Below are 25,305 nucleotides of genomic sequence, written 5' to 3'. Positions count from 1 at the left end.
AAGAATGATCGAGTCCATCATGCAGCGCCTTGGGGTCGCGGACACCCTGTATCGTGGCGGCGACTACACCGTGACCTCTCCCACCGACGGCGGCGAACTCGGTCGAGTGGCGCTGGAAAGCGGCGACGACGTCAAGGCGCGGATCGATCGCGCCCAGGCCGCCTTCGAGGCCTGGCGCCGGGTGCCCGCACCGCGCCGCGGCGAGCTGGTGCGCCTGTTCGGCGAGCAGCTGCGCCGCCACAAGGAAGACCTCGGCACCCTGGTGACCCTGGAGTGCGGCAAGATCTACCAGGAAGGCCTGGGCGAAGTGCAGGAAATGATCGACATCTGCGACCTGGCCGTCGGCCAGTCGCGCCAGCTCTACGGCCTGACCATCGCCTCGGAGCGCCCCGGCCACCACATGCGCGAGAGCTGGCACCCGCTGGGCCCGATCGGCCTGATCACCGCTTTCAACTTCCCGGTGGCACCCTGGGCCTGGAACGCCGCTCTGGCGCTGGTCTGCGGCAACAGCCTGCTGTGGAAGCCCTCCGAGAAGACCCCGCTCTGCGCCCTGGCCTGCCAGGCGCTGCTCGAGCGTGCCATGGCCGAGTTCGGCGATGAGGCGCCGGCGGATCTCAGCCAGGTGATCATCGGCGAGCGCGAGGCCGGGGAAGTGCTCACCGACGATCCCCGCGTGCCGCTGATCAGCGCCACCGGCAGCACCCGCATGGGTCGTGAAGTCGCCCCCCGCGTCGCCGCCCGCTTCGGCCGCAGCATCCTCGAACTCGGCGGCAACAACGCCATGATCCTGGCGCCCAGCGCCGACCTGGACATGGCCGTGCGCGCCATCCTGTTCTCCGCCGTGGGCACTGCAGGCCAGCGCTGCACCACCCTGCGCCGCCTGATCGTCCACGAGTCCGTGCGCGACGAAGTCGTCGAGCGGGTCAAGAAGGCCTATGCCGGCGTGACCATCGGCGATCCGATGGGCGGCAGCCTGGTCGGCCCGCTGATCGATGCCCAGGCCTTCGACCAGATGCAGTCGGTGCTCGGCAAGGCCCGCGAGCAGGGCGCCAGCGTCTTCGGCGGCGAACGTCGCCTGGCCGACGAATATCCGCAGGGCTTCTACGTGGCGCCGGCCATCGTCGAGGTCGAGCAGCAGGACGAGCTGGTCAAGCACGAGACCTTCGCCCCGATCCTCTACGTCATGAGCTATCGCGACTTCGACGAGGCGCTGGCGCTGCAGAACGACGTGCCCCAGGGGCTCTCCTCCTGCGTGTTCACCACCGACGTGCGTGAGGCCGAGGCCTTCGTCTCCGACCAGGGCAGCGACTGCGGCATCGCCAACGTCAACATCGGCCCCAGCGGCGCCGAGATCGGCGGCGCCTTCGGCGGCGAGAAGGAAACCGGCGGTGGCCGCGAATCCGGCTCCGACGTCTGGAAGAGCTACATGCGTCGCCAGACCAACACCGTCAACTACTCCCGCGAACTGCCGCTGGCCCAGGGCATCAAGTTCGACTGATCATGTTCGCCGTTCCCGGCCGCCGACACCGGGGACGGCAAGACGCACATCAACAACAAACACAGGAGGCGTCATGAAGGAAAGGTGCTTGTGGCACGACACCTCCCCCGAATCGGCACTGGCACTGACGCCGCTGCGGGCCGATCTCACCGCCGAGGTGGCGGTGATCGGCGGCGGCATCACCGGGCTCAGTACCGCCCTGCATCTCGCCGAACGCGGGGTCAGCGTGACCCTGCTCGAAGCCGGGGAGATTCCCAGCGGTGGCTCGGGGCGCAACGTCGGGCTGGTCAACGCGGGGCTGTGGATTCCTCCGGACGACATCTGCGAGGCCCTCGGCCAGGAAGACGGCGAGCGCGCCAATGCGATCCTCGGCGGCGCCCCCGCCGAGGTGTTCGCGCTGATCGAGCGTCACGGCATCGACTGCCGGGCGACCCGCACCGGCACCCTGCACCTGGCCCACAATGCCAAGGGCGAGCGCGAACTGGCGCGTCGCGTGGAGCAGCTCCAGCGACGCGGCGCCCCCGTCGAGCTGCTGGAGGACGAGGCCTGCTGCGAGAAGACCGGCACCTCACGCATTCGCAGCGCCCTGCTCGACCGCCGAGCGGGCACCATCAATCCCGCGGCCTATACCCGAGGGCTGGCCCGAGCCGCCATCGCCGCGGGGGCCAGCCTTCATGATCGCAGCGCGGCCACCGGCATCGTACGCCAGGGCTCGGACTGGCGCGTCACCACCGCCGAGGGCAGCGTCACCGCCCCACGCCTGGTGATCGCCACTAATGCCTATACCGAGGATCACTGGAACCAGGTGCGCCAGCATTTCTTTCCCGGCCACTTCTTCCAGGTCGCCTCGCCACCGCTGTCGGACGAGCTCGCCGGCGATATCCTGCCCGAGCGTCAGGGGGCCTGGGACACCCGCATGGTCCTCAGCAGCATGCGCCGCGACGCCGAGGGCCGACTGATACTGGGCAGCCTGGGCAAGGGCGAGGGCCGGCCTCTGGGCTACGTCCGCCACTGGGCCGACCGCGTCCAGCGCCACTACTTCCCCCAGCTGGGCCGCGTCGACTGGGAATGCACCTGGACCGGGCGCATCGCCTTCACTCCCGACCACACCCTGCGGCTGTTCGAGCCCGCCCCCGGCATCCTGGCCGCCTCCGGCTATAACGGGCGTGGCGTCACCACCGGCACCGTGGTGGGCAAGGGCTTCGCCCATTACCTGACTCGCGGCGACGATGCCCTGCTGCCGCTGCCGATCCGCACGCCGAAGCCGATTCGCGCCAAGCCGCTGCGCAGCTCCGGCTACGAGAGCGGTTTCACGCTCTATCACACCGGCCAGTGCCTGCGGGTCTTGACCTGAGCGCCTCCCGACCTCGCCAGGAGATGCACCGAAGCGACGGCCACATTTGATCGCACGTCATTGAGACCAAGGAAAACAACATGACCGCCCCAACAACAACATCGACCGCTCGTTCCTCGGAGCCCAGCCTGCCGCTGGCCGTGCTCCCCGTTCTCCTGACCCTCGCCGCCCTCGGCGTGCAGATCTTTCACTTCGGCGATTTCACTCCCCACATCCCCCTGGCCATCGGGCTGGCGATCACCTCGCTGGTCGGCATCAAGCAGGGCTTCTCGTGGAAGCGCATCGAGGAAGGCATCTTCCACGTCATTCACATCTCCCTGCCTTCCGTTTCGGTGCTGATCTGCGTCGGCATGATCATCGGCGTGTGGATCGCCAGCGGCACCGTGCCCTCGCTGATCTACTACGGCCTGACGCTGCTCTCGCCGACCGTGTTCCTCGCGGCGGCGATGCTGCTGTGCTCGGTGGTCTCGCTGTCGCTGGGCACGTCCTGGGGCACCGTCGGCACGGTGGGGCTGGCCCTGATGGGCATCGGCGCGGGCTTCGACATCCCGATGTACTGGACCGCCGGCGCCGTGGTCTCGGGCGCCTTCTTCGGCGACAAGGTCTCGCCGCTGTCCGACACCACCAACCTGGCGCCGGCCGTCACCGGCACCGACGTTTTCTCGCACATCAAGAACCTGATGCCGACGACGATCCCGTCAATGCTGATCGCCTTCCTCATCTATCTGGGCGCAGGTTTCACCCTGATCGATGACCAGAGTGCCTCCTTCGAGCGGATCGAGACCATCACCCGCAGCCTGCAGGCCAACTTCACCATCTCGCCCTGGCTGCTGCTGCCGGCCCTGCTGGTGATCGTGCTCGCCGTCAAGCGCATGCCGCCGATCCCCTCGCTGTTCGCCGGCGCCCTCGCCGGCGGCGTCACCGCCATGCTGGTGCAGGGGGCCGGGCTGCATGAGGTGGTCACCTATGCCAACTATGGCTATAGCATCGACACCGGCGTCGAGATCATCGACAGCCTGCTCAACCGGGGCGGCATCCAGTCGATGATGTGGACCATCTCGCTGGTGCTCATCGCCCTGGGCTTCGGGGGCGCGCTGGAAAAGACCGGCTGCCTGGCCGCGATCATCCGGGCCATCATGACCAGGGTACGGACCTTCCGGGGCGTGCAGACCTCTGCCATGTTCACCTCGCTGTCCACCAATCTGGTCGCCGGCGATCCCTACCTGTCCATCGCCCTCCCCGGCCGCATGTTCGCCCCCACCTATCGCGGACTCGGCTACTCGACCCTCAACCTGTCACGCGCCATCGAGGAAGGCGGCACCCTGATGTCACCGCTGGTGCCGTGGAACGCCGGCGGGGCCTTCGTGATAAGCGCTCTGGGGCTCGGCATCGCCGACGGCAATGTCGAGAACCTGCTGTACATTCCGCTGGCCTTCGCCTGCTGGCTGTCGCCGATCATCGGCGTGTTCTATGCCCAGACCGGGCTGTTCTCGCCCAAGGCCAGCGCCGAGGAACGCCGCCACTGGCAGGAGCAGGGGGAAGCCATCGCCACCGACCTGGGCGCCTGCCAGGCCGCCGCCGACGAGAACCACCCGCGACGTACCCAGCCGACCAGCTGATCCGTCCGCCATCACGGCCATGACGCGATGCCCCGTCCGGTGCCAGCCAGACGGGGCATCGCGCATTTTCCGGGCTACCGTCGAGCGCCCGGGTCACTGCATCAGGGCGCCGGCGGCGTCCTCGTCCAGCGCGATGCCCTCCACGCCGATCTCCTCCGCCAGCGCCAGCAGGTAGTGGCGCAGGGCGCGGCGGGTGGCGCGCTCGCTCAGGCTGTGCCGGACCCGGTCGGCGACCTCGTCGTAGGGCAGCGCCCGGCCCTCCTGCCGCTCGTCGATGCACACCAGGTGCCAGCCATAGCGGGAGGCCAGCGGCCGGGCGTGAAGCCCGACCGGCAGATGCCGCAGGGCGCGGTCCAGCTCGGGCACCGTCTGGCCGGGCGCCAGCCAGCCCAGCTCGCCGCCCTGCTCCTTCGACGGGCAGGCGGAGTGACGCTGGGCCAGCTCGGTGAAACGCTCGGGCGCTTCCTGGAGCTCGCGAATGAGTTTCTCGCCCTGCCGATAGCCGCCGTCCCGGCGCTCGGCGTCGTCCGGCGCCGCCGCCAGCAGCACGTGGCGCACCCGCAGCCGAGTCGGCTCGCTGAAACGCTCGGGGTGGGCACCGTGGAAGCGCCGGCAGTCCTCCTCGCCGGGCTCGGGGACGTCCAGCTCGCGCTCCAGCAACGCGGCGATGGCGGCCTCGATATCCGCGTCCTCCTCCACCGCCAGCCCCAGCTGCCCGGCGCGCTGGCGCAGCAGCTCGCGCACCACCAGGGCGCGGGCCGCCCGGCCCCGGGCGTCGCCGGCGCTATCCGCCGGGTGGTACTGCATCTCTCGGGCGATCTCGGCGTGGTCGATGGATGCCTCGCCGACCCGGATCGGGGGCGGCGTCGCGCCGCCCGGTACGGTCTCGATATCGATCTTCTGCATGATGTCGCCTCTCCCAGCAGTGTCGCTCAGGCCCGACGGCGCACGATCTGGTAGCGCCGCATCAGGTAGCCCAGCGGCGCGCTCCAGACGTGCACCAGACGGGTGAAGGGGAAGACCAGCACGATGGTCAGCCCCACCAGGATGTGCAGCTGGTAGATCAGGCCGATGCCGACGAGATGCTCGGCGGCGCCGCCCTGGAAGAACACGATGGCCTGGGCCCAGCTGGCGAGCCGGAGCATCACGCCGCCGTCCAGGTGGCCCAGCGCCGGGATGATGGTCAGCAGGCCCAGCGACACCTGCAGCACCAGCAGCAGGATGATGACGGTGTCCATCGGGCCCGATGAGGCCTTGACCCGGGCGTTGGTCAGGCGGCGCCAGGCCAGCATGGCGCCGCCGACCAGGCACATCACGCCGGCGATGCCGCCCACCACGATGGCCACCAGCTGCTTGGTGCCGGCGCTCATGAAGGGGGCATAGACCCAGTGCGGCGTCAGCAGGCCCACCAGGTGCCCGAAGAAGATCACCAGGATGCCGACGTGGAAGAGGTTGCTGGCCAGGCGCATGTTGCGTGAGCTGAGCATCTGGCTGGAGCCGGCCTTCCAGGTGTACTGGCCGTGGTCGAAGCGCAGCAGGCTGCCGATCAGGAAGACGCTGCCGGCGAGATAGGGGTAGAGCCCGAACAGCAGGGTGTGGACATAGCTCATGACGATTCTCCTTGTTGCCGCGGGGCGCCGGACTCGAGGATCCGGACCGCCTCGTCGTGCGTCACCTTCTTGCGTTCGGCCAGCCGCCGGCCCTCGGCCGACTGCAGGGCGCAGTCCTGGTCGGAGGCGGCAGAGAAGCGCACCGCCTCCTCTTCCCAGACGGCGTCCAGGGCCTCGGGGGTGTCGTCGCGCGCCTCGTTCTCCACCGGCTCGCGGTGCTCGGCGACATCGTCCTCGGCGCCGATCAGCGCCAGCAGGGCCAGGGGCGCCAGGGCGTGGTCAGCCTCGCGCTCCTCGAGGCGGGCGGTGAGCCGCGCCAGGATGTGGCGGATCTCGCCCAGCCAGCGGCCGATCTCGGCCTCGGGCCGGGTGGAGAGGTACTCCAGGAACAGCGGCAGGTGATCGGGCAGCTCCCGGGCGTCGAGCTCGAAGCCCGCGGCGCGGTACTCGGCCAGCAGGTCGACCATGGCCTGGCCGCGGTCGCGGGACTCGCCGTGGACGTGCTCGAAGAGCAGCAACGAGGTCGCCCGGCCGCGATCGAACAGCGCCACGTACTCGGCCTGCAGGTCCAGCAGCTCGCCCTCGGCCAGGCGCCGGCACCAGGCCGTCAGGTCGCCACGAAGCCGGGCCGGCAGCCGCCGTTCGGCGTCCAGGACTTCGCCGATCTCGACGGCGGCGGCCTGGAGTTCCTCGCCGGGATAGTCGAGCAGCCGGGCCAGCGCCCGCAGGCTCAACATGTCGTGCATCGTCTCGGGCAGGACTTGCGCCGCATCAGTCATGACGAGCCTCCTCGGCGCTGCCGCCATGCGGGTCGAAGACCTCGACGGGCTGGACCAGGGTGGTGGTGGACTTGCGGCCGCCGAACAGGCTGGCCTCGCTGTCGCCGCCGTGGCAGCCGTCGCCGAAGCTGAAACCGCAGCCGCCACGCTCGGGGAAGGCGTCGACGGCCAGCTCCCGGTGGGCGGTGGGGATCACGAAGCGGTCCTCGTAGTTGGCGATGGCGAGGTAGCGATACATCTCCTCGACCTGGGCCTCGCTGAGCTCGACCTCGTCGAGCACTGCGGCGTCGGCCGCGCCGTCCACGTGCTTGCCGCGCATGTAGAGGCGCATGGCCATCAGCCGCTTGAGGGCCAGCACCACGGGGGCCTCCTCACCGGCGGTGAGCAGGTTGGCCAGGTACTTCACCGGGATGCGCAGCGACTCGATCTTCGGCAGCACGCCGTCGTATTCCACCTGCCCCGCCTCGGCGGCGGACTGGATCGGCGACAGCGGCGGCACGTACCAGACCATCGGCAGGGTGCGGTACTCCGGGTGCAGCGGCAGCGCCAGGCCCCACTCCATGGCCAGCTTGTAGACGGGGCTCTGCTGGGCGGCGGTGATCACGCTGTCGGCGACGCCGTCGCGGCGAGCCTGGGCGATCACCTCGGGATCGTGCGGGTCGAGGAAGACCTCGCGCTGGCGATGATAGAGGTCGCGCTCGTCCGCGGCGCTCGCCACCTCCTCGATGCGGTCGGCGTCGTAGAGCAGCACGCCCAGGTAGCGGATGCGCCCCACGCAGGTCTCGGAGCAGATGGTGGGCTGGCCGGCCTCGATGCGCGGGTAGCAGAAGATGCACTTCTCGGACTTCCCGCTCTTCCAGTTGTAATAGATCTTCTTGTAGGGGCAGCCGGAGATGCACATCCGCCAGCCGCGGCACTTGTCCTGGTCGATCAGCACGATGCCGTCCTCTTCGCGCTTGTAGATCGCGCCGCTGGGGCAGGACGCCACGCAGGTGGGGTTCAGGCAGTGCTCGCACAGCCGCGGCAGGTACATCATGAAGGTGTTCTCGAACTGGCCGTAGATGTCGGCCTGCACCTGCTCGAAGTTGGCGTCGCGGCGGCGCTTGGCGAACTCTGTGCCGAGGATCTCTTCCCAGTTGGGGCCCCACTCGACCTTGTTCATGCGCTGGCCGGAGATCAGCGAGCGCGGCCGCGCGGTGGGCTGGTGCTCGCCCTGCCTGGCGGTATGCAGATGCTGGTAGTCGAAGGTGAACGGCTCGTAGTAGTCGTCGATCTCCGGCAGGTCGGGGTTGGCGAAGATGTTCGCCAGCACCCGCCACTTGCCGCCGATGCGCGGCTCGATGCGGCCGTCGCGGCGACGCAGCCAGCCGCCGTGCCACTTGTTCTGGTTCTCCCACTCCTTGGGATAGCCGATGCCCGGCTTGGTCTCGACGTTGTTGAACCAGGCGTACTCGACGCCCTCGCGGCTGGTCCAGACGTTCTTGCAGGTCACCGAGCAGGTGTGGCAGCCGATGCACTTGTCGAGGTTCAGGACCATCCCGACCTGGGAACGAATCTTCATTTCACGGCCTCCTGCTCGTAGTCGTTGCCTTCGCCGTCCAGCCAGTCGATGCGCTTCATCTTGCGCACGATGACGAACTCGTCGCGGTTGGAGCCGACGGTGCCGTAGTAGTTGAAGCTGTAGGACAGCTGCGCATAGCCGCCGATCATGTGGGTCGGCTTGGGGCACACGCGGGTGACCGAGTTGTGGATGCCGCCCCGGGTGCCGGTGATCTCGGAGCCCGGCATGTTCAGGATCCGCTCCTGGGCGTGGTACATCATCGCCATGCCGTTCTTGACCCGCTGGCTGACCACCGCCCGGGCGGCGATGGCGCCGTTGGCGTTGTAGAGCTCGATCCAGTCGTTGTCCTCGACGCCGATGGACCGGGCGTCGTCCTCGGACAGCCAGACGATGGGCCCGCCCCGGGACAGGGTCTGCATCAGCAGGTTGTCCGAGTAGGTGGAGTGGATGCCCCACTTCTGGTGCGGGGTGATCCAGTTCAGGGCGATCTCCGGGTTGCCGTTGCCCTTGTGCTCGGCGGAACCGGGCTCGGCCACCCTGGCGGCGGCCTTGGTGTCGATGGGCGGGCGGTAGACCAGCAGGCTCTCGCCGAAGGCGCGCATCCAGGCGTGGTCCTGGTAGAACTGCTGGCGGCCGCTGACGGTGCGCCAGGGGATCAGCTCGTGGACGTTGGTGTAGCCGGCGTTGTAGGAGACGTGCTCGTCCTCGAGGCCGGACCAGGTGGGGCTGGAGATGATCTTGCGCGGCTGGGCGACCACGTCGCGGAAGCGGATCTTCTCCTCTTCCTTGGGCTCGGCCAGGTGCCGGTGGTCGCGCCCGGTGATCGTCGACAGCGCGTCCCAGGCCTTCACCGCCACCTGGCCGTTGGTCTCCGGCGCCAGGGTGAGGATCATCTCGGCGGCGTCGATGGCCGACTCGATGCGCGGACGGCCCTTGGCCGGCCCCTCGGTCTTGACGTGGTTGAGCCTGCCGAGCAACTCGACCTCCTTGCCGGTCTGCCAGCCGATGCCCTTGCCGCCGTTGCCCAGCTCGTCGAGCAGCGGCCCCACCGAGGTGAAGCGCTCGTAGGTGGCCGGGTAGTCGCGCTTGACCTCGACCAGCGCCGGCATGGTCTTGCCGGGAATCGGCTCGCACTCGCCCTTCTTCCAGTCCTTCACGTCGGGCTGGGCCAGCTCGGCGGGGGAGTCGTGCTGCAGCGGCAGGGTGACCAGGTCGGTCTCCTCGCCCAGGTGCCCCACGCAGACCTTCGAGAACGCCCTGGCGATGCCCTTGTAGATCTCCCAGTCGCTGCGCGATTCCCAGGCGGGATCGGTGGCCGCGGTCAGCGGATGGATGAAGGGGTGCATGTCCGAGGTGTTGAGGTCGTCCTTCTCGTACCAGGTCGCCGTGGGCAGCACGATGTCCGAGTACAGGCAGGTGGTGGACATGCGGAAGTCCAGCGTCACCAGCAGGTCGAGCTTGCCCTCCGGGGCCTCGTCGCGCCACGTCACCTCCTCCGGCTTCTGGCCGCCAGCCTCGCCCAGGTCCTTGCCCTGGATGCCGTGGCGGGTGCCGAGCAGGTACTTGAGCATGTACTCATGGCCCTTGCCGGAGCTGCCCAGCAGGTTGGAGCGCCAGATGAACAGGTTGCGCGGGAAGTTCTGCGGGTCGTCGGGGTCCTCGGCGGCGAAGCGCAGCCCGCCCTTCTTGAGCTGGTCGACCACGTAGTCCCTGGTGGACTGGCCCGCCTCGGCGGCCTTGCCGGCCAGGCCCAGCGGATTGGTGGCCAGCTGCGGGGCGGAGGGCAACCAGCCCATGCGCTCGGAGCGCACGTTGAAGTCGATCAGGCTGCCCGAATAGTCGGCCGGGTCGGCCAGCGGCGAGAGGATCTCCTTGATCTCGAGCTTCTCGTAGCGCCACTGGCTGGAGTGGTTGTAGAAGAAGGAGGTGGAGTTCATGTGCCGCGGCGGACGCTGCCAGTCGAGGCCGAAGGCCAGCGGCAGCCAGCCGGTCTGCGGGCGCAGCTTCTCCTGGCCCACGTAGTGGGACCAGCCGCCGCCGCTCTGGCCGATGCAGCCGCACATGACCAGCATGTTGATCAGGCCGCGGTAGTTCATGTCCATGTGGTACCAGTGGTTCATCCCGGCACCGACGATGATCATGGAACGCCCGTGGGTCCTGTCGGCGTTGTCGGCGAACTCCCGGGCGATGCGCAGGCACTGCTCGGCGGGCACGCCGGTGATCTTCTCCTGCCAGGCCGGGGTGTAGGGCTTGAGCTCATCGAAGGCGGTGGCGCCGTCGTCCTCGCCCTCTCCACCAAACCCGCGATCGATGCCGTAGTTGGCGCACATCAGGTCGAACACGGTGACCGCCAGGACCTCGCTGCCGTCGGCCTTGGTCAGTCGCTTGGCGGGCAGGCTGTGGAACAGCAGCTCGTCGCTGGCGCCGCCGCTCTTCACGTGATCGAAATGCTCGTGGGCGATGCCGCCGAAGTAGGGGAAGGCGACTCGGGCCACCTCGTCGTGGGCCTCGGCCAGGCTGAGCCTCGGCTGGATCTCGGCGCCGTCGGCGTCGAGGGGTTCGAGGTTCCACTTGCCCTTGCCCTCGTCGCCGTTGTCTCGGGTCGCCTCGCCCCAGCGGAAGCCGATGGAGCCGCGCGGCACCACGAGGCGGTCCGACAGCTCGTCCCAGGCCAGGGTCTTCCACTCGGGATTGTTGGCCTGCCCGAGGTGGTCGGCGAAGTCGCTGGCGCGCAGCTGCCTGCCGGGCACGTGGCTGCCGTCCTCGCGGACCTCGAGCTCGACCAGGCAGGGCATGTCGGTGTAGCGCCGCACGTAGTCGGTGAAGTAGGCGCTGGGCCTGTCGAGGTGGAACTCCTTGAGGATCACGTGGCCCATGGCCATGGCCAGGGCCGCGTCGGTGCCCTGCTTGGCGGACAGCCACTCGTCGGTGAGCTTGGAGACCTCGGCGTAGTCCGGGGTCACCGAGACGGTCTTGGTGCCCTTGTAGCGCACCTCGGTGAAGAAGTGGGCGTCCGGGGTGCGGGTCTGGGGCACGTTGGAGCCCCAGGCGATGATGTAGCCGGAGTTGTACCAGTCGGCGGACTCCGGCACGTCGGTCTGCTCGCCCCAGGTCATCGGCGAGGCCGGCGGCAGGTCGCAGTACCAGTCGTAGAAGCTCATGCAGACCCCGCCGATCAACGACAGGTAGCGGCTGCCGGCGGCGTAGGAGACCATCGACATGGCCGGGATCGGCGAGAAGCCGATGATGCGGTCCGGGCCGTACTGACTGGCGGTATAGACGTTGGAGGCGGCGATCAGGGTGTTGAGCTCGTCCCAGTCGGCGCGCACGAAGCCCCCCATGCCCCGGGCGCGCTTGTACTGCTTGGTCTTGGCCGGGTCCTCGACGATGGACGCCCAGGCGTCCACCGGGTCGCCCTGCTCCTCGAGAGCCTCGCGCCACAGCTTGAGCAGCGGCTTGCGGACCAGCGGATGCTTGAGCCGGTTGGCGCTGTAGATGTACCAGGAGTAGCTGGCTCCCCGCGGGCAGCCGCGGGGCTCGTGGTTGGGCAGATCCGGCCGGGTGCGCGGGTAGTCGGTCTGCTGGGTCTCCCAGGTGACCAGGCCGTTCTTGACGTAGATCTTCCAGCTGCACGACCCGGTGCAGTTCACCCCGTGGGTACTGCGCACGACCTTGTCGTGCTGCCAGCGCTGGCGATAGCCGTCTTCCCAGTCGCGGGTCTCGTCGCGGGTCTCGCCGTGTCCCCCGGCGAAGTCGTCGGGACGGCGGGTCAGGTACTTCAGGCGGTCCAGAAAATGGCTCATGACAGTGCTCTCCTCAGCGGCTCGGCGACGCGGACGATGCCCGGGGCGCGCGCCCGGGGGCCGGCAGGCGGATCTCGGCGTTGGCGCGGTTGTAGTAGAACCAGGTCAGCCCCACGCAGATCGCGTAGAAGGCGATGAAGCCGTACAGCGCCAGCTCGGCCCCGCCGGTCAGGGCGATGGAGCTGCCGAAGGTCTTGGGAATGAAGAAGGCGCCGTAGGCGGCGATCGCCGAGGTGAAGCCGATGGTCGCCGCGGCTTCCTTCTCGCTCTGCTGGCGCTGGGCCGCCTCGTCGAGGGTCGGCATCAGCCGCGCCACCTCCTGACGGAAGATCTCGGGAATCATCTGGAAGGTGCTGGCATTGCCCACGCCGGTGAAGAAGAACAGCAGCAGGAACATGGCGAAGAAGCCCCAGAACGCACCCGGCTGGTCCTTGATCCCGAGGAAGAACAGCACCCCGGCCACGCAGGCGATCATCGCCGCGAACACCCACAGGGTGACCCGGGCGCCGCCGAAGCGGTCGGAGATCCAGCCGGTGCCGGCGCGGGACAGGGCGCCCACCAGCGGCCCCAGGAAGGCGAACTGCAGCACGTCGACCTCCGGGAACTGGTTGGACGCCAGCAGCGGGAAGCCCGCGGAGTAGCCGATGAAGCTGCCGAAGGTGCCGGTGTAGAGCACGCACATCAGCCAGTTGTGCTTGCGCTTGAAGATCACCGCCTGGTCCTTGAACGAGGACCTGGCGCTGGCGATGTCGTTCATGCCGAACCAGGCCGCCACGGCGCCGAGCAGGATGAACGGCACCCAGACGAAACCGGCGTTCTGCAGCCACAGACGCTCGCCGTCGCCCAGCGTCTGCGGCTCGCCGCCCAGGGCGCCGAACACCCCGGCGGTGATCGCCAGCGGGATCAGGAACTGCATGACGCTGACGCCCAGGTTGCCCAGCCCGGCATTGAGCGCCAGGGCGTTGCCCTTCTCGCGCTTGGGATAGAAGAACGAGATGTTGGCCATGCTCGAGGCGAAGTTGCCACCGCCGAAGCCGCACAGCAGCGCCAGGATCAGCATCACCAGGTAGGGGGTGTCGGGATTCTGCACCGCGAAGCCGATCCACAGCGCCGGCAGCGCCAGCGAGGCGGTGGACAGCGCCGTGAAGCGCCGGCCGCCGACGATAGGCACCATGAAGCTGTAGAAGATGCGCAGCGTGGCGCCGGACAGCCCCGGCAGCGCGGCCAGCCAGAACAGCTGGTTGGAGGTGTAGTCGAAGCCCACCTGGGGCAGCTTGGCCACCACCACCGACCACACCATCCACACCGAGAAGGCCAGCAGCAGGTTGGGAATCGAGATCCACAGGTTGCGGGTGGCGATGCGCTTGCCCTTCTCGGCCCAGAAGTCCGGGTCCTCGGGGCGCCAGTCCTGGAGCACGAAGCGGCTGGGGGTGGACAGCTCGGGCAGGTCGGTGACCTCCTGGCCGGCCCGCCACTCCTCGCGGCTGGCGCGCAGGATCGCGTAGTGCATCCAGGCCAGGGCCGCGGCGGAGACGACGAACAGCAGCATGAAGCAGCTCTGCCAGATGCCCACCACGTCGTTGAGCATGCCGAAGGTCAGCGGCAGGAAGAAGCCGCCCAGGCCGCCGATCATGCCCACCACGCCGCCGACCGCGCCGACGTGCTGCGGGTAGTAGCCGGGAATGTGCTTGAACACCGCCGCCTTGCCCAGCGACATGAAGAAGCCTAGCACCATGATCAGCGCGACGAAGCCGACCAGGTTCATGGCGAACGAGAATTCCAGGATGCCGTGCACGCCCTGCACGCGGTAATGGGTCGGCGGGTAGCTGAGCAGGAAGGTGCAGGCCGCCGAGGCGAACAGGGTCCAGTACATCACCCGCCGCGCGCCGTAGCGGTCGGACAGCCAGCCGCCGAGCACGCGGAACAGCGACGCCGGGATGGTGTACAGCGCGGCGACGATGCCGGCGGCGGTGATGCTCAGGCCGTAGACCTCGACCAGGTAATGCGGCAGCCACAGCGCCAGGGCCACGAAGCCGCCGAAGACGAAGAAGTAGTACAGCGAGAAGCGCCACACCCGCAGCTCGACCAGCGGCGCCAGCTGCTGCTTGAGTGGCACGGCCTCGGCCCGGCGCCGCTCGCTCTGCGGATCGGTCCGCGCCAGCAGCAGGAAGGCCACGCCCATGATCGCGATGACCGTGGCGTAGACCAGCGCCGCGCCCTGCCAGCCCAGCGCCAGCAGCAGGAAGGGCGCGCCGAAGTTGGTCACCGCCGCCCCGACGTTGCCGGCGCCGAAGATGCCCAGGGCGGTGCCCTGGCGCTCGGCCTCGAACCAAGCCGAGGTGTAGGCCACGCCGACGATGAAGGAGCCCCCGGCCAGGCCGACGCCCAGGGCGCCGAGCAGCAGCATGGGATAGCTGGTGGCGAAGGTCAGCAGGTAGACGCAGACGGCAGTGGCCAGCATCAGCAGGCTGAACACCCAGCGCCCGCCGAAGCGGTCGGTGAGGATGCCCAGGAACAGCCGGCTGATCGACCCGGTGAGCACCGGCGTCGCCATCAGCAGGCCGAGCTGGGTATCCGACAGGGCGAAGTCCTGCTTGATCTGCAGGCCGAGGATGGAGAACAGCGTCCACACCGCGAAGCACAGGGTGAACGCCAGCGTGGACAGGCTCAGGGCGCGATTCTGGGCGCGCCTCGGCGGATGTGTGGAATTGGCCATGGTCATGCCCTCAGGCTCGGTGAAGGATTCCGGGCGCGTCCGGCGATGCGAATCGCGCAAGCGCGTCGGAAGGAGCACTGAGGAGACCGTGCTACAACGGGACGGGAATCCCGTTGACATGGATCAAGGCATCTCGGCCGGCGATCGCCGACCCTGTGCCGGTCTACCTCTTTCGAGGTAGTACGAGAATATTCATAACCTGCTGATTAAAATCACTTTCCACGCTGCGACTCGGCCCGGCACCGCGCCGGACATCGACGACGATTCATTGGAGGTAGACGGCATCCGTCACGTCACGCCACGCTCCCTGTCATTCCGTGCCGGCCTGACGATGGCCGGCATCGTCCTGCTGGCGCTGACCAGCATGCTGGGCTCGATCATCATCGCCGATACCGCCAGCGGCGACGCGGCGGCGATCAACCGGGCCGGTGCGCTGCGCATGCAGGCCTACCGGCTGCTCGCGACCCGCCTGGGCGACGACGACACCGCCGGGCAGCGCACGGACCGGCTCGCCGAGCTCGACCGCAGCCTGGCCTCGCCGCTGATCACCGAACGCCTGCCCGACGATCCCCGGCATGCGCTGAACCGTCAGTACCGCACGATCGTCGAGCAATGGCGGGAAGCGCTCAGGCCGATGCTGCGGGGCGCGTCAGCGAGCCCGCCGGCCGCCATCGCCGCGCGGGTCGACGACTTCGTCGCGCGGATCGACCGGCTGGTCGGCCTGCTGCAGCGGGAGGCGGAAGCGCGCCTGCAGCGGCTGCGGCTGCTGCAGGGCATCATCCTGTTCCTGACCCTGGGGCTGGTCTTCCTGGCCATGTACCGCCTGGCGACCGAGGTCATCCCCCCGCTGCGCGACCTGCTCGATGTGGTCGACCGTTCGCGGCGCGGCGACTTCAGCGGCCACACCCGCTATGCGGCCGACAACGAGCTGGGGCTGCTGTCGCGCACCATCAACCAGATGAACGACAGCCTGTCGCGGATCTACGGCCAGCTCGAGGCCCGCGTCGAGGCCAAGACCGCCGAGCTCGAACGCAGCAACGAGACCCTCCGGCTCCTCTACCAGGCGGCGCGACGGCTCAACGGCGCACCGCCCGGCGACGCCAGCTATCGCGAGGTCCTCGACGCGCTGGCCGCCGTCACCGGCCTGGGGCCGATCACCCTGTGCCTGGCCCGGGCCGACGCCGAACGCGCCTACCTGCGGCTGTCCACGCACGGCGACGACTGCCCCGACTTCTGCCGGGCACCGGCCTGCAAGCCCTGCCTCGATGGCGGGCAACACGACGCCGCGCCCTGGGTATATCGGGTATCCGTGAGCGAAGCCGGGCGCGACTACGGCGTACTGCTGCTGCAGTACCCGCCCTCGACGCCACCCCAGCGCTGGCAGCGCGACCTGGTGGAAACCATCGCCGGCCTGATCGCCACCTCGATCTCGCTCTCCCAGGGCTACGCCGAACAGCGCCGGCTGGCGCTGATGGACGAGCGCGCGGTGATCGCCCGCGAGCTGCACGACTCGCTGGCCCAGTCGCTCTCCTACCTGAAGATCCAGGTCGCCCGCCTGCAGGCCCGGGCGCGGCAGACCGGCGCCGATGCCGACACCGAGGCGATCGTCGACGAGCTGCGCGGCGGCCTCAACGCCGCCTACCGGCAGCTGCGCGAGCTGCTCGGCACCTTCCGCCTGAAGATGACCGAGGCGGGGCTGGAAGCCGCCCTCGAAGAGACGGTGCGAGAATTCGTCCATCGCGGCGAGCTCGCCATTCGCCTCGACGACCGGCTCGACCACTGCCCGCTGTCGCCCGACGAGGAGGTGCATGTGCTGCAGATCGTGCGCGAGGCGCTGTCCAACGTCGTTCACCACGCCCGGGCGAGCCACTGCGAGGTCGGCCTGACCGCCGACGACGCGGGCCGGGTGACGGTCCGCATCCGCGACGATGGCATCGGGCTCGGCGGCCGGAGCGGCCAGCCCGACCACTACGGCACCATCATCATGCGCGAGCGCGCCGCCGGCCTCGGCGGCCAACTCGAGCTGCTCGAGCCGGCCGGGGGCGGCACCGAGATACGGCTGCGCTTCACGCCACGGCTCCATCGGGAGACGACGACCACCCCACGGCCGGGAGGCACGCCATGAGCAACACGATCCTGATCGTCGACGACCATCCGCTGTTCCGCCGCGGCGTCCGCCAGCTGCTGGAGATGGACCCCGAGCTGGCCATCGCCGGCGAGGCCGCCGACGGCGACGCGGCCCTCGAGGCCGCCACCCGCCTGTCGCCGACGCTGATCCTGATGGACCTGAACATGGCGCGACGCGATGGCCTGAGCGCCCTGCGCACGCTGCGCCAGGAAGGCGTCGAGGCCCGCATCGTCATGCTTACCGTCTCCGACGCCGAGGAGGACGTGGTCGCCGCCCTGCGCGCCGGCGCCGACGGCTACCTGCTCAAGGACATGGAGCCCGAGGACCTGCTGGCGGCGATCAAGGAAGCCGCCGAGGGGCGCATGGCGATCAGCCCGCGGCTCGCCGGCCTGCTGGCGAGGGCCCTGAGCGGCCCGCGAGAGGCACCGGGCGACGACGCGCTGGACGCACTGACCGCCCGCGAAGGCGAGATCCTGCGTGCCCTGGCCCGCGGCCTGAGCAACAAGCAGATCGCCCGTCGGCTGGCGATCAGCGAGGGCACGGTCAAGGTTCACGTCAGGAACCTGCTCAGGAAGCTCGGGCTGCGCTCCCGGGTCGAGGCCGCGGTATGGGCCGTGCAGGCGGGGGTGGACCAGTAGCCCGCCGCTCTCGCTAGCCTGGCCTGCCGTCGAGGCGCGCCGTGCTCAGCGGCACCGCGTAGTGCAGCAGGAAGATCGCATGGGCCAGGCACCACAGAAGGATGGTCAGGCTGTAGGTCAGGTGCGTGATGCCCGGGAACAGCGCCAGCACCGGCGCGCGCAGCAGGCCGGCCACGACCATCATGCCCAGCGCCAAGCCGATGCCCGGTCGGGTCTCGACAGGGCGTCCGGTGTGTCCCAGCGAGACCCGCGCCATCATCGCCAGCATCATGGTGCCCATGGCACCGATGGTCAGCGCATACACCGCCAGCTCGACGCGGAAGGCGCCGAGCGCCGCCAGGGCCCACATGCCCAGGCCCAGCGGGAGGGCGGCATAGCTGGCATGGAGCCCCCAGAGCAATGGCTCTCGCCACGCCTGCCGCCCGCCCCAGCGGGCCAGGCGCAGGGCATTGGCCAGCGCGGCCAGGGCCAGCAGCCCCGCCATCGCCGCGGCAGGCGGAACGGCGCCCAGCAGGGCGGCGAGCTGGGCACTCAGCACCGCCGCCGTGCTCGCCAGCGTCAGCCCCTCCAGCCAGCGCCAAGGCTCGGGCCGGGGGCGGCCCAGGCGGTTGGCGGTGAACAGCGGAATCACCCGCCCGCCCATCACCACCATCACGGCGACGATCAGCAGCACCGCCAGATGCGCCCCTCGCCGCACCAGCTCGCCGTTCCCCCACCAGACGCCCAGATGCATGGCCAGATCGGCCGCCGCCAGCAGCCCCAGCAGGGGCAGGAAGATCAGGTTGCGCCAGCGCCGGGCGGCGATGACCGTCTGCGCCATCACGCCCGCCACCGCGACCGGGAAGCCCGCATCGATCAGCATCGGCACCCAGGGCGGCAGGCCGAGGGGGAAGGCCAGCAGCACGCGCGCGGCGAGCCACAGCGCCACCAGGCCCAGCAGCGGCAGGCCGCTGAGGCCGGGCCGGCCGGTCCAGTTCTGCACCGCGGTGAGCAGGAACCCGGCGATGACGGCAACGGCGACGCCAAACAGCATCTCGTGCCGGTGCCACCACAGCATGCCGCCATGGGGGTGCAGCAGGACATCGCCCTGCCAGAAGCCCAGCCACACCAGCAATGCCGCGATGCCGAACAGGGGTGCCAGCAGGAAGAAGGGGCGAAAGGCCAGGCCCGCCACGGGCAGGCGTGCCGGAAGGGAGCGGGAAGCCGTCATGGTGAGATATCCGAGTGTGATGCTGGGTGATCGGCATGGTGCGTCGGGCCGGCCGGAGCGGACCATGACAGGCATCAAGAAGACGTCCTTATCCGCCGCATGCGTCGCTCTCGACCTGCGCATCGCCCACCGGCGTCTCGCGGTCGTAGTGGAACTTCATATAGGCGATGCCCGGTGCCATCACCAGCCGCCAGGCCAGCTCCTGCTCGTCGCCGCACTCGGGATCGTATTCGCGCAGCGTCACCATCATCGTCTCCAGCCAGCGATCGTAGAGCGCCGGGCGGATATCGAGGTGCCCGCGGCCGTGGCGAATCGCCACCCGCGCCAGGTAGTCGCCGTCGTGGCTGGCCGCATAGAGGCTCAGCAGGTGGTAGAACGACTTCTTGAGCATTGCCTGCTGGCGGTCCATGTCGATGCCGCGGAACTTCCCGGCCACCTCCGTCGAGCCCTCCTGGAAGCGTCGGTAGAAGGCCTCGAAGAAGCCCCGGCCCTCTACCTCATGGGCCATGACGCGCGCATAGCTGGCATCGAAGACCTTGACGATATCCATGCTTCTTCCCCCGCGGCAACGGCCTGTTCCCCAGCCTAGCCGCGCCTATGGGGGGCCCGGCCTTGATCGAGATCAAGCCAAGGCGCGACTGCGACAATATGGACCATCTCCCCGGGTAGTGGGCGGCGTCTTTTAGATGTACTTTAAATGCATCTTCAAGAGACACCGCCCATCGTCACCCAGGAGCCGTCCATGCTGACCCAAACCCAGGAAAGCCTGATCGCCGCCACCGCCCCGGTGGTCGCCGAGCATCTCGACGCCATCACCCAGCGCTTCTATCCGCTGATGTTCGAGCGCTATCCCGAGGTCGCGCCGCTGTTCAACCAGACCCACCAGGCCAGCGGCGGCCAGCCGCGGGCGCTGGCCGCGGCGGTACTGGCCTACGTACAGCTGCGCCAGGATCCCGAACGGGTGCGCGACGTGCTGGCCACGATCGTCAGCAAGCACGTTTCGCTGGATATCCGCCCCGAGCAGTATCCGATCGTCGGCGAGTGCCTGATGGCCGCCATCGGCGAGGTGCTGGGCGATGCCGTGACGCCGGAGATCGCCGACGCCTGGGGCGCCCTCTACGGCGAGCTGGCCGGCCTGCTGATCGAGCTGGAGGAGCAGCGCTACCGAGCCTTCGAGCATCAGGCCGGCGGCTGGCGCGGCCCGCGCGAGTTCCGCATCGCCGAGACGCGCCAGGAGAGCGCGGTGATCCGCTCCTTCGTGTTCGAGCCCTCCGACGGCGGTCCGGTGGCCGAGCATCTGCCCGGCCAGTACATCGGCGTGCGCCTGACCATCGACGGCCAGCCGGTGCATCGCCACTACAGCCTCTCGGCGCTGCCCGACGGCCGCCGCTATCGCATCTCGGTGAAGCGCGAGGCCGATGGCGTGGCCAGCCGCCACCTGCACGACGTCATGGCCGTGGGCGACACCCTCGAGCTGCTGCCGCCCGCCGGCGAACTGACCCTGGTGGCCGGCGACGAGCCGCTGCTGCTGGCCAGCGGCGGCGTCGGCCAGACGCCGATGCTGCCGATCGCCCGCCAGGCCCTGGCCGAGGGCCGCCGGGTGGTCTACCTGCACGCCGCCCAGGACGCCGAGCAGCGCGCCTTCGCCGACGAGCTCGAGGCCCTGGCCGCCGAGCACCCCGAGCGCCTGTCGGCCGTCAGCGTGCTCGAGCAGGGCGACGGCGCCGACCACGTCGACCACGTCGGCCGCGTCGACCGCGACCTGCTGGCCCGCTACCTGCCCGAGGGCGCGCGCTGCTACTTCGTCGGCCCCCAGGGCTTCATGTCCGCCATGGAACGCTTCCTCAAGGAGCTGGGCGTGCCAGACGAGCGTCGCCACTACGAGCACTTCGGCCCGGCGCGTCCCCTCGACGCCGCCTGATCGCTGCGGAAAACCAGAACGGCCCGGACGCCTTGGCGTCCGGGCCGTTGTCGTTGCTGCCCGGGTCTCGCTTAATGACCGAGGATCTGGCTCAGGAACATCTGCGTCCGGTCCGACTGCGGGTGGTTGAAGAAGGTCTCCGGCGGGGCCTGCTCGATGATCTGGCCCTGGTCCATGAAGATGACGCGATCGGCCACGGTCTTGGCGAAGCCCATCTCGTGGGTCACGCAGAGCATGGTCATGCCGTCCCGGGCCAGCTCGACCATGACGTCGAGCACCTCCTTGATCATCTCCGGGTCGAGCGCCGAGGTGGGCTCGTCGAACAGCATCACCTCGGGGCGCATGCACAGCGCCCGGGCGATGGCCACTCGCTGCTGCTGGCCGCCGGAAAGCTGCCCCGGGTACTTGTGCGCCTGGTCGGCGATGCGTACCCGCTCGAGGAACTCCATGGCGGTCTTCTCCGCCTCGGCCCGGGGCTTCTTCTGCACCCAGGTCTGGGAGATGCAGCAGTTGTCGAGCACCGAGAGGTGCGGGAACAGGTTGAAGTGCTGGAAGACCATGCCGACGTTGCGGCGGATCTGCTCGATGCGCTTCACGTCCTGGGTCATGGTCACGCCGTCGACGACGATGCGGCCCTGCTGATGCTCCTCGAGGTGGTTGAGGCAGCGGATCAGGGTCGACTTGCCCGAGCCCGAGGGCCCGCAGATGACGATGCGTTCGCCCTTGGCCACCGTCAGGTCGATGTCGCGCAGGACATGGAAGTCGCCGTACCACTTGTTGAGCCCCTCGACCGAGATCATCGGCTCGTCGGCGGGGGCGCTGGCCGTGTTGGTGGTCGCCATGCCGGTGTTTCCTCGTTCTTGAAAGCGTGTTGTTAGGTGCTTGTTATTCAATGCTTGACGCTCAGTTCCGGTGTCCCGTGTGCAGACGCCGCTCGATATACTGGCTGTAGCGCGACATGCTGAAGCAGAAGACCCAGAACATCAGCGCCGCGAACACGTAGCCCTCGGTGGCGAAGCCCAGCCAGTTGCTGTCGGTGAGCCCGGAGCGGATGATCGCCAGCAGGTCGAACAGGCCGATGATCAGCACCAGCGAGGTGTCCTTGAACAGCGCGATGAAGGTGTTGACGATGCCGGGGATCACCAGCTTCAGCGCCTGGGGCAGCACGATCAGCCCCATGCGCCGCCAGTAGCCCATGCCCAGCGCCTTGGCGGCCTCCTCCTGCCCCTTGGGAATGGCCTGCAGGCCGCCGCGCACCACCTCGGCCATGTAGGCGCTCCAGAAGAACATGATGCCGATCAGCGCCCGCAGCAGCTTGTCGAACTCCACCTCGTTGGGCACGAACAGCGGCAGCATCACCGAGGCCATGAACAGCACCGTGATCAGCGGCACGCCGCGCCAGAACTCGATGAACACCACGCATACGCCGCGCACCAGCGGCATCCGCGAGCGACGCCCCAGCGCCAGCACCACGCCCAGCGGCAGCGAGCCGACGATGCCCACGACGGCCACCGTCAGGGTCAGCATCAGCCCGCCCCACTCGCGAGTCGGCACCGCCATCAGCCCGAAGTGGCCGCCGAGCAGCAGCACGTAGGCCACCACCGGGAAGCCGACCAGGGCGAACAGCCCCACCCAGCGCTTGGCGGGCAGTCGGGGGATCGCCAGCCAGGCGATCAGCAGCCCCAGCATCATGAACACCGTGTCGACCCGCCAGCGGGCGGCCTCGGGGTAGAAGCCGTAGACGATGGTCTCGAAGCGGGCGCTGATGAACACCCAGCAGGCGCCCTCGCCGCTGCACGCCTCGCGGGTCGAGCCCAGCCAGTCGGCGTCGATCAACGCCCACTGCACCAGCGGCCACAGCCCCCAGCCCAGCACCGCCAGCACGCACAGGGTGATGACGCTGTTGCGCGGCCCGTCGAAGAGGTTGGCGCGCAGCCAGCCCAGCACGCCGCGGCGCAGGTCCGGCGGTCGGCGCGCCTCGATCATCTCGATTCGTGTCGCCATCTCGGCCATGTCAGCGCTCCTTCATCAGGGTGCGGGCGTTGTAGAGGTTCATCAGCGCCGACACCACCAGGCTGATCAGCAGGTAGACCGCCATGGTCATAGCGATGATCTCGATGGCCTGGCCGGTCTGGTTGAGGGTGGTGCCGGCGAACACCGCCACCAGGTCCGGATAGCCGATGGCCGTGGCCAGCGAGGAATTCTTGATCAGGTTCAGGTACTGGCTGGTGAGCTGGGGCACGATGACCCGCATCGCCTGGGGAATGACGATCTTGCGCAGGGTGATGTTGCCGGGAAGGCTGATCGCCCGGGCGGCCTCGACCTGCCCGCTCGGTACCGACTGGATGCCCGAGCGCACGATCTCGGCGATGAAGGAGGCGGTGTAGATCGACAGCGCCAGCCACAGCGCCATCAGCTCGGGGATGATCGTCACCCCGCCCTTGAAGTTGAAGCCGGCCAGTGCCGGCACGTCCCAGGCCAGCGGCCGCCCAGTGACCAGGAACACCGCCAGCGGCAGGCCGATCAGGATCAGTGCCCCGAGCCGGTAGACCGGCAGCGCCCGGCCGGTGCGGGCCTGCAGGCGCCGCGCGTAGAGCGAAAGCCCCACCACCGCGGCCACCGCCAGGGCCAGCGCCCAGAGGGTGGCGTCGAATCCCGGCTGGGGCACCGGCGCCGGCATCATCAGCCCACGCACGTTGAGGAACAGCGCCTCGAACAGCGACAGGCTCTGGCGCGGGCTGGGCAGCGCCTGGAGCACGGCGAAGTACCAGAACAGGATCTGCACCAGCAGCGGAATGTTGCGGAAGATTTCCACATAGGCGGCGGCCAGCCGGGCCAACAGCCAGTTGCTGGAGAGACGGGCGATACCCACCGCGAAGCCGATGACCGTCGCCGCGACGATGCCGAGGCCGGACACCAGCAGGGTATTGAGCAGCCCCACCACGAAGGTGCGACCGTAGGTGCTGTCGCCGCTGTAGGCGATCAGCGTCTGGGGAATGGAGAAGCCGGCCCGCTCCTGGAGAAAGCCCAGGCCGGTGGTGATGCCACGAGCCTCGAGGTTGGCCAGGGTGTTGGTCACCAGCATCACGATCAGCGCCGCCAGCCCCAGCAGCAGCAGGGCCTGGATCACCAGCGCGCGCACGGCGGGGTCACGCCACAGCGGCCCCCGCTCGGAAGAGGATGAACGCAGCATGTCGAGCCTCGAATGCGATGAGACGGCCCTCACCCCCGGGCGGGGGTGAGGGGGAACGGAGGGTCGAGGCCGATCAGCGGATGGGCGGCGCGTAGAGGATGCCGCCCTCGTTCCACAGCGCGTTCATGCCGCGGCCGATGGCGAGCGGCGAGTCGTCGCCCACGGTGGCGGAGAACACCTCGCCGTAGTTGCCCACCTGGGCGATGATGTCGTAGGCCCAGTCGTTCTGGAGGCCCATCTGCTCGCCGTAGTTGCCGTCGTCGCCCAGCAGGCGCGCGACCTGGGGATTGGGCGGGTTCTGCTGCATCTCGTCGACGTTGCCGCTGTTCACGCCCAGCTCTTCGGCGTTGACCATGGCGAACACCGTCCACTTGACGATATCCAACCACTGGTCGTCGCCCTGGCGCACCACCGGGCCCAGCGGCTCCTTGGAGATCAGCTCGGTGAGGATCTCGACGCTGTCCGGGTCCGGCAGCTGCAGGCGCAGAGCGCTGAGCTGGGAGGTGTCGGAGGTCAGCACGTCACAGCGGCCGCTGGCGAAGCCCTGGGCCGTCTGGTCCGGGGTATCGAAGGTCACGGTGTTGATGTCGATGCCCTTGGCCGGGAAGTAGTCGGCCAGGTTCAGCTCGTGGGTGGTGCCCGACTGGATGCAGATGGAGGCGCCGTTCAGGTCCTCCAGGCTCTCGATGCCGAGATCCTTGGCGACCATGAAGCCCTGACCGTCGTAGAAGGTGGTGGTGGTGAAGTTGAGGCCCAGGGAGTTGTCGCGGGTGGCGGTCCAGGTGGTGTTGCGCGAGAGCATGTCGATCTCGCCGGACTGCAGCGCGGTGAAGCGCTCCTTGGCGGTCAACGGGGTGAAGACCACCTTCTCCGGGTCGCCGAAGATGGCCGAGGACACCGCGCGGCAGGTCTCGACGTCCAGCCCCTGCCAGGTGCCGTTCTCGTCCGGCGAGGAGAAGCCGGACAGCCCGACGTTGACGCCGCAGCGCAGGTTGCCGCGCTCCTTGACCTCATCGAGGGTGGAAGCCGAGGCGGTGCTGGCCGCCGCCAGGCCGAGGGCCGCGACGGACAGGGCGATCAGCGTCTTGTTGTTGTTGCGCATGATCTTGACTCCATAGCTGTAAGTAGAAGGTTTGTGCTTGTTATTCGAAGGACGAACGTGTTCGCAGGAACGAACATAACAGAGCCGGGAGTCGGCGCACGGGCTTGCATTTAAACGTTCGATTCGCTCTCCCTTGCTGCGCCGCAACAAGGAAAGCCCCGGCATCGGCCGGG

General features: G+C 68.9%; 18 protein-coding genes. 6 read left to right on the top strand and 12 right to left on the bottom strand.

Translation table 11 applies throughout. From position 1 onward, the window contains the following. Window positions 1–4: 4 nt before the first annotated feature. The 3 genes from amaB to nhaC all read left to right on the top strand — a co-directional run bounded on the left by amaB (window position 5) and on the right by nhaC (window position 4,471). Window positions 5–1,498 (top strand): L-piperidine-6-carboxylate dehydrogenase, encoded by a 1,494-nt coding sequence (gene amaB, locus MYL53_RS14265; RefSeq protein ID WP_247854613.1) that lies wholly within the window; start codon window positions 5–7, stop codon window positions 1,496–1,498. A 73-nt stretch (window positions 1,499–1,571) separates the two neighbouring features. Continuing rightward, window positions 1,572–2,852, top strand: coding sequence for an L-pipecolate oxidase (gene amaA / locus MYL53_RS14260; protein WP_425591762.1), 1,281 nt, complete (start codon window positions 1,572–1,574; stop codon window positions 2,850–2,852). Window positions 2,853–2,932: 80 nt separating this feature from the next. Beyond that, on the top strand, window positions 2,933–4,471 hold the full coding sequence (nhaC, locus tag MYL53_RS14255; protein ID WP_247854611.1) for a Na+/H+ antiporter NhaC: 1,539 nt from the start codon (window positions 2,933–2,935) through the stop codon (window positions 4,469–4,471). A 93-nt stretch (window positions 4,472–4,564) separates the two neighbouring features. On the opposite strand, the gene MYL53_RS14250 is transcribed toward nhaC, so the two are convergent. Genes MYL53_RS14250 through MYL53_RS14225 form a run of 6 tightly spaced genes read right to left on the bottom strand, consistent with a single transcriptional unit; the run spans window position 4,565 to window position 14,940 of the window. After that, the gene (locus MYL53_RS14250; RefSeq protein WP_247854610.1) at window positions 4,565–5,377 is read right to left on the bottom strand and encodes a peptidylprolyl isomerase; all 813 of its coding nucleotides are present in this window, start codon (window positions 5,375–5,377) and stop codon (window positions 4,565–4,567) included. A 26-nt stretch (window positions 5,378–5,403) separates the two neighbouring features. Beyond that, a complete protein-coding gene (gene narI, locus MYL53_RS14245; protein ID WP_247854609.1) occupies window positions 5,404–6,081 on the bottom strand; it encodes a respiratory nitrate reductase subunit gamma in 678 nt (225 codons plus the stop codon). Continuing rightward, window positions 6,078–6,860 carry a nitrate reductase molybdenum cofactor assembly chaperone gene (gene narJ, locus MYL53_RS14240; protein ID WP_247854608.1) on the bottom strand — a complete coding sequence of 261 codons (783 nt, stop codon included), beginning with the start codon at window positions 6,858–6,860 and terminating at the stop codon, window positions 6,078–6,080. The genes narI and narJ overlap by 4 nt, the downstream gene beginning before the upstream one ends. Next, window positions 6,853–8,421, bottom strand: a complete 1,569-nt coding sequence (narH, locus tag MYL53_RS14235) for a nitrate reductase subunit beta (protein WP_247854607.1) — start codon at window positions 8,419–8,421, stop codon at window positions 6,853–6,855. The genes narJ and narH overlap by 8 nt, the downstream gene beginning before the upstream one ends. Then, window positions 8,418–12,224, bottom strand: coding sequence for a nitrate reductase subunit alpha (locus tag MYL53_RS14230; RefSeq protein ID WP_247854606.1), 3,807 nt, complete (start codon window positions 12,222–12,224; stop codon window positions 8,418–8,420). Before MYL53_RS14230 ends, narH begins: the two co-directional genes overlap by 4 nt. Before the next feature lie 13 nt (window positions 12,225–12,237). Then, entirely contained in the window at window positions 12,238–14,940 is a 2,703-nt protein-coding gene (locus MYL53_RS14225) for a nitrate/nitrite transporter (protein WP_247854605.1), read from the bottom strand. Window positions 14,941–15,271: 331 nt separating this feature from the next. Here MYL53_RS14225 and MYL53_RS14220 point away from each other — a divergent pair, with 331 nt between their 5' ends. Together MYL53_RS14220 and narL are read left to right on the top strand one after the other, a co-directional pair. Then, window positions 15,272–17,065, top strand: a complete 1,794-nt coding sequence (locus tag MYL53_RS14220) for a type IV pili methyl-accepting chemotaxis transducer N-terminal domain-containing protein (protein WP_247854604.1) — start codon at window positions 15,272–15,274, stop codon at window positions 17,063–17,065. Further along, window positions 17,062–17,706 (top strand): two-component system response regulator NarL, encoded by a 645-nt coding sequence (gene narL / locus MYL53_RS14215; protein WP_247854603.1) that lies wholly within the window; start codon window positions 17,062–17,064, stop codon window positions 17,704–17,706. Before MYL53_RS14220 ends, narL begins: the two co-directional genes overlap by 4 nt. A gap of 13 nt (window positions 17,707–17,719) precedes the next feature. On the opposite strand, the gene MYL53_RS14210 is transcribed toward narL, so the two are convergent. Then, window positions 17,720–18,916 carry an NnrS family protein gene (locus MYL53_RS14210; protein ID WP_247854602.1) on the bottom strand — a complete coding sequence of 399 codons (1,197 nt, stop codon included), beginning with the start codon at window positions 18,914–18,916 and terminating at the stop codon, window positions 17,720–17,722. An 88-nt stretch (window positions 18,917–19,004) separates the two neighbouring features. After that, window positions 19,005–19,466: a globin gene (locus MYL53_RS14205; RefSeq protein WP_247854601.1), complete on the bottom strand. Its 462-nt coding sequence runs from the start codon at window positions 19,464–19,466 to the stop codon at window positions 19,005–19,007. 192 nt (window positions 19,467–19,658) lie between these two features. Here MYL53_RS14205 and hmpA point away from each other — a divergent pair, with 192 nt between their 5' ends. Next, window positions 19,659–20,837 (top strand): NO-inducible flavohemoprotein, encoded by a 1,179-nt coding sequence (hmpA, locus tag MYL53_RS14200; RefSeq protein ID WP_247854600.1) that lies wholly within the window; start codon window positions 19,659–19,661, stop codon window positions 20,835–20,837. A gap of 71 nt (window positions 20,838–20,908) precedes the next feature. On the opposite strand, the gene MYL53_RS14195 is transcribed toward hmpA, so the two are convergent. The 4 genes from MYL53_RS14195 to MYL53_RS14180 form a co-directional block, all read right to left on the bottom strand. After that, window positions 20,909–21,679 (bottom strand): amino acid ABC transporter ATP-binding protein, encoded by a 771-nt coding sequence (locus tag MYL53_RS14195; protein WP_282103598.1) that lies wholly within the window; start codon window positions 21,677–21,679, stop codon window positions 20,909–20,911. Window positions 21,680–21,740: 61 nt separating this feature from the next. Beyond that, window positions 21,741–22,850, bottom strand: a complete 1,110-nt coding sequence (locus MYL53_RS14190; RefSeq protein WP_425591761.1) for an amino acid ABC transporter permease — start codon at window positions 22,848–22,850, stop codon at window positions 21,741–21,743. 1 nt (window position 22,851) lies between these two features. Further along, on the bottom strand, window positions 22,852–24,030 hold the full coding sequence (locus tag MYL53_RS14185; RefSeq protein WP_247854599.1) for an amino acid ABC transporter permease: 1,179 nt from the start codon (window positions 24,028–24,030) through the stop codon (window positions 22,852–22,854). 73 nt (window positions 24,031–24,103) lie between these two features. Next, the gene (locus MYL53_RS14180) at window positions 24,104–25,132 is read right to left on the bottom strand and encodes an amino acid ABC transporter substrate-binding protein (protein WP_247854598.1); all 1,029 of its coding nucleotides are present in this window, start codon (window positions 25,130–25,132) and stop codon (window positions 24,104–24,106) included. Between the last annotated feature and the right edge of the window lie 173 nt (window positions 25,133–25,305).

Source organism: Halomonas getboli, assembly GCF_023094245.1.
Classification (GTDB): Bacteria; Pseudomonadota; Gammaproteobacteria; order Pseudomonadales; family Halomonadaceae; genus Halomonas; species Halomonas getboli.
Note: the sequence above shows the minus strand (reverse complement) of the source record. Positions and strands in the feature narration are given on the sequence as shown.

Excerpts from the sequence above, each read along its gene's own strand:
- nhaC (WP_247854611.1), top strand. The coding sequence starts at position 2,933 with ATGACCGCCCCAACAACAACATCGACCGCTCGTTCCTCGGAGCCCAGC.
- amaA (WP_425591762.1), top strand. The coding sequence starts at position 1,572 with ATGAAGGAAAGGTGCTTGTGGCACGACACCTCCCCCGAATCGGCACTG.
- narL (WP_247854603.1), top strand. The coding sequence starts at position 17,062 with ATGAGCAACACGATCCTGATCGTCGACGACCATCCGCTGTTCCGCCGC.
- MYL53_RS14190 (WP_425591761.1), bottom strand. The coding sequence starts at position 22,850 with ATGGCCGAGATGGCGACACGAATCGAGATGATCGAGGCGCGCCGACCG.
- narJ (WP_247854608.1), bottom strand. The coding sequence starts at position 6,860 with ATGACTGATGCGGCGCAAGTCCTGCCCGAGACGATGCACGACATGTTG.
- MYL53_RS14220 (WP_247854604.1), top strand. The coding sequence starts at position 15,272 with ATGGCCGGCATCGTCCTGCTGGCGCTGACCAGCATGCTGGGCTCGATC.
- MYL53_RS14230 (WP_247854606.1), bottom strand. The coding sequence starts at position 12,224 with ATGAGCCATTTTCTGGACCGCCTGAAGTACCTGACCCGCCGTCCCGAC.
- hmpA (WP_247854600.1), top strand. The coding sequence starts at position 19,659 with ATGCTGACCCAAACCCAGGAAAGCCTGATCGCCGCCACCGCCCCGGTG.
- MYL53_RS14210 (WP_247854602.1), bottom strand. The coding sequence starts at position 18,916 with ATGACGGCTTCCCGCTCCCTTCCGGCACGCCTGCCCGTGGCGGGCCTG.
- MYL53_RS14180 (WP_247854598.1), bottom strand. The coding sequence starts at position 25,132 with ATGCGCAACAACAACAAGACGCTGATCGCCCTGTCCGTCGCGGCCCTC.
- MYL53_RS14250 (WP_247854610.1), bottom strand. The coding sequence starts at position 5,377 with ATGCAGAAGATCGATATCGAGACCGTACCGGGCGGCGCGACGCCGCCC.
- narH (WP_247854607.1), bottom strand. The coding sequence starts at position 8,421 with ATGAAGATTCGTTCCCAGGTCGGGATGGTCCTGAACCTCGACAAGTGC.
- narI (WP_247854609.1), bottom strand. The coding sequence starts at position 6,081 with ATGAGCTATGTCCACACCCTGCTGTTCGGGCTCTACCCCTATCTCGCC.
- MYL53_RS14195 (WP_282103598.1), bottom strand. The coding sequence starts at position 21,679 with ATGGCGACCACCAACACGGCCAGCGCCCCCGCCGACGAGCCGATGATC.
- MYL53_RS14225 (WP_247854605.1), bottom strand. The coding sequence starts at position 14,940 with ATGGCCAATTCCACACATCCGCCGAGGCGCGCCCAGAATCGCGCCCTG.
- amaB (WP_247854613.1), top strand. The coding sequence starts at position 5 with ATGATCGAGTCCATCATGCAGCGCCTTGGGGTCGCGGACACCCTGTAT.
- MYL53_RS14185 (WP_247854599.1), bottom strand. The coding sequence starts at position 24,030 with ATGCTGCGTTCATCCTCTTCCGAGCGGGGGCCGCTGTGGCGTGACCCC.
- MYL53_RS14205 (WP_247854601.1), bottom strand. The coding sequence starts at position 19,466 with ATGGATATCGTCAAGGTCTTCGATGCCAGCTATGCGCGCGTCATGGCC.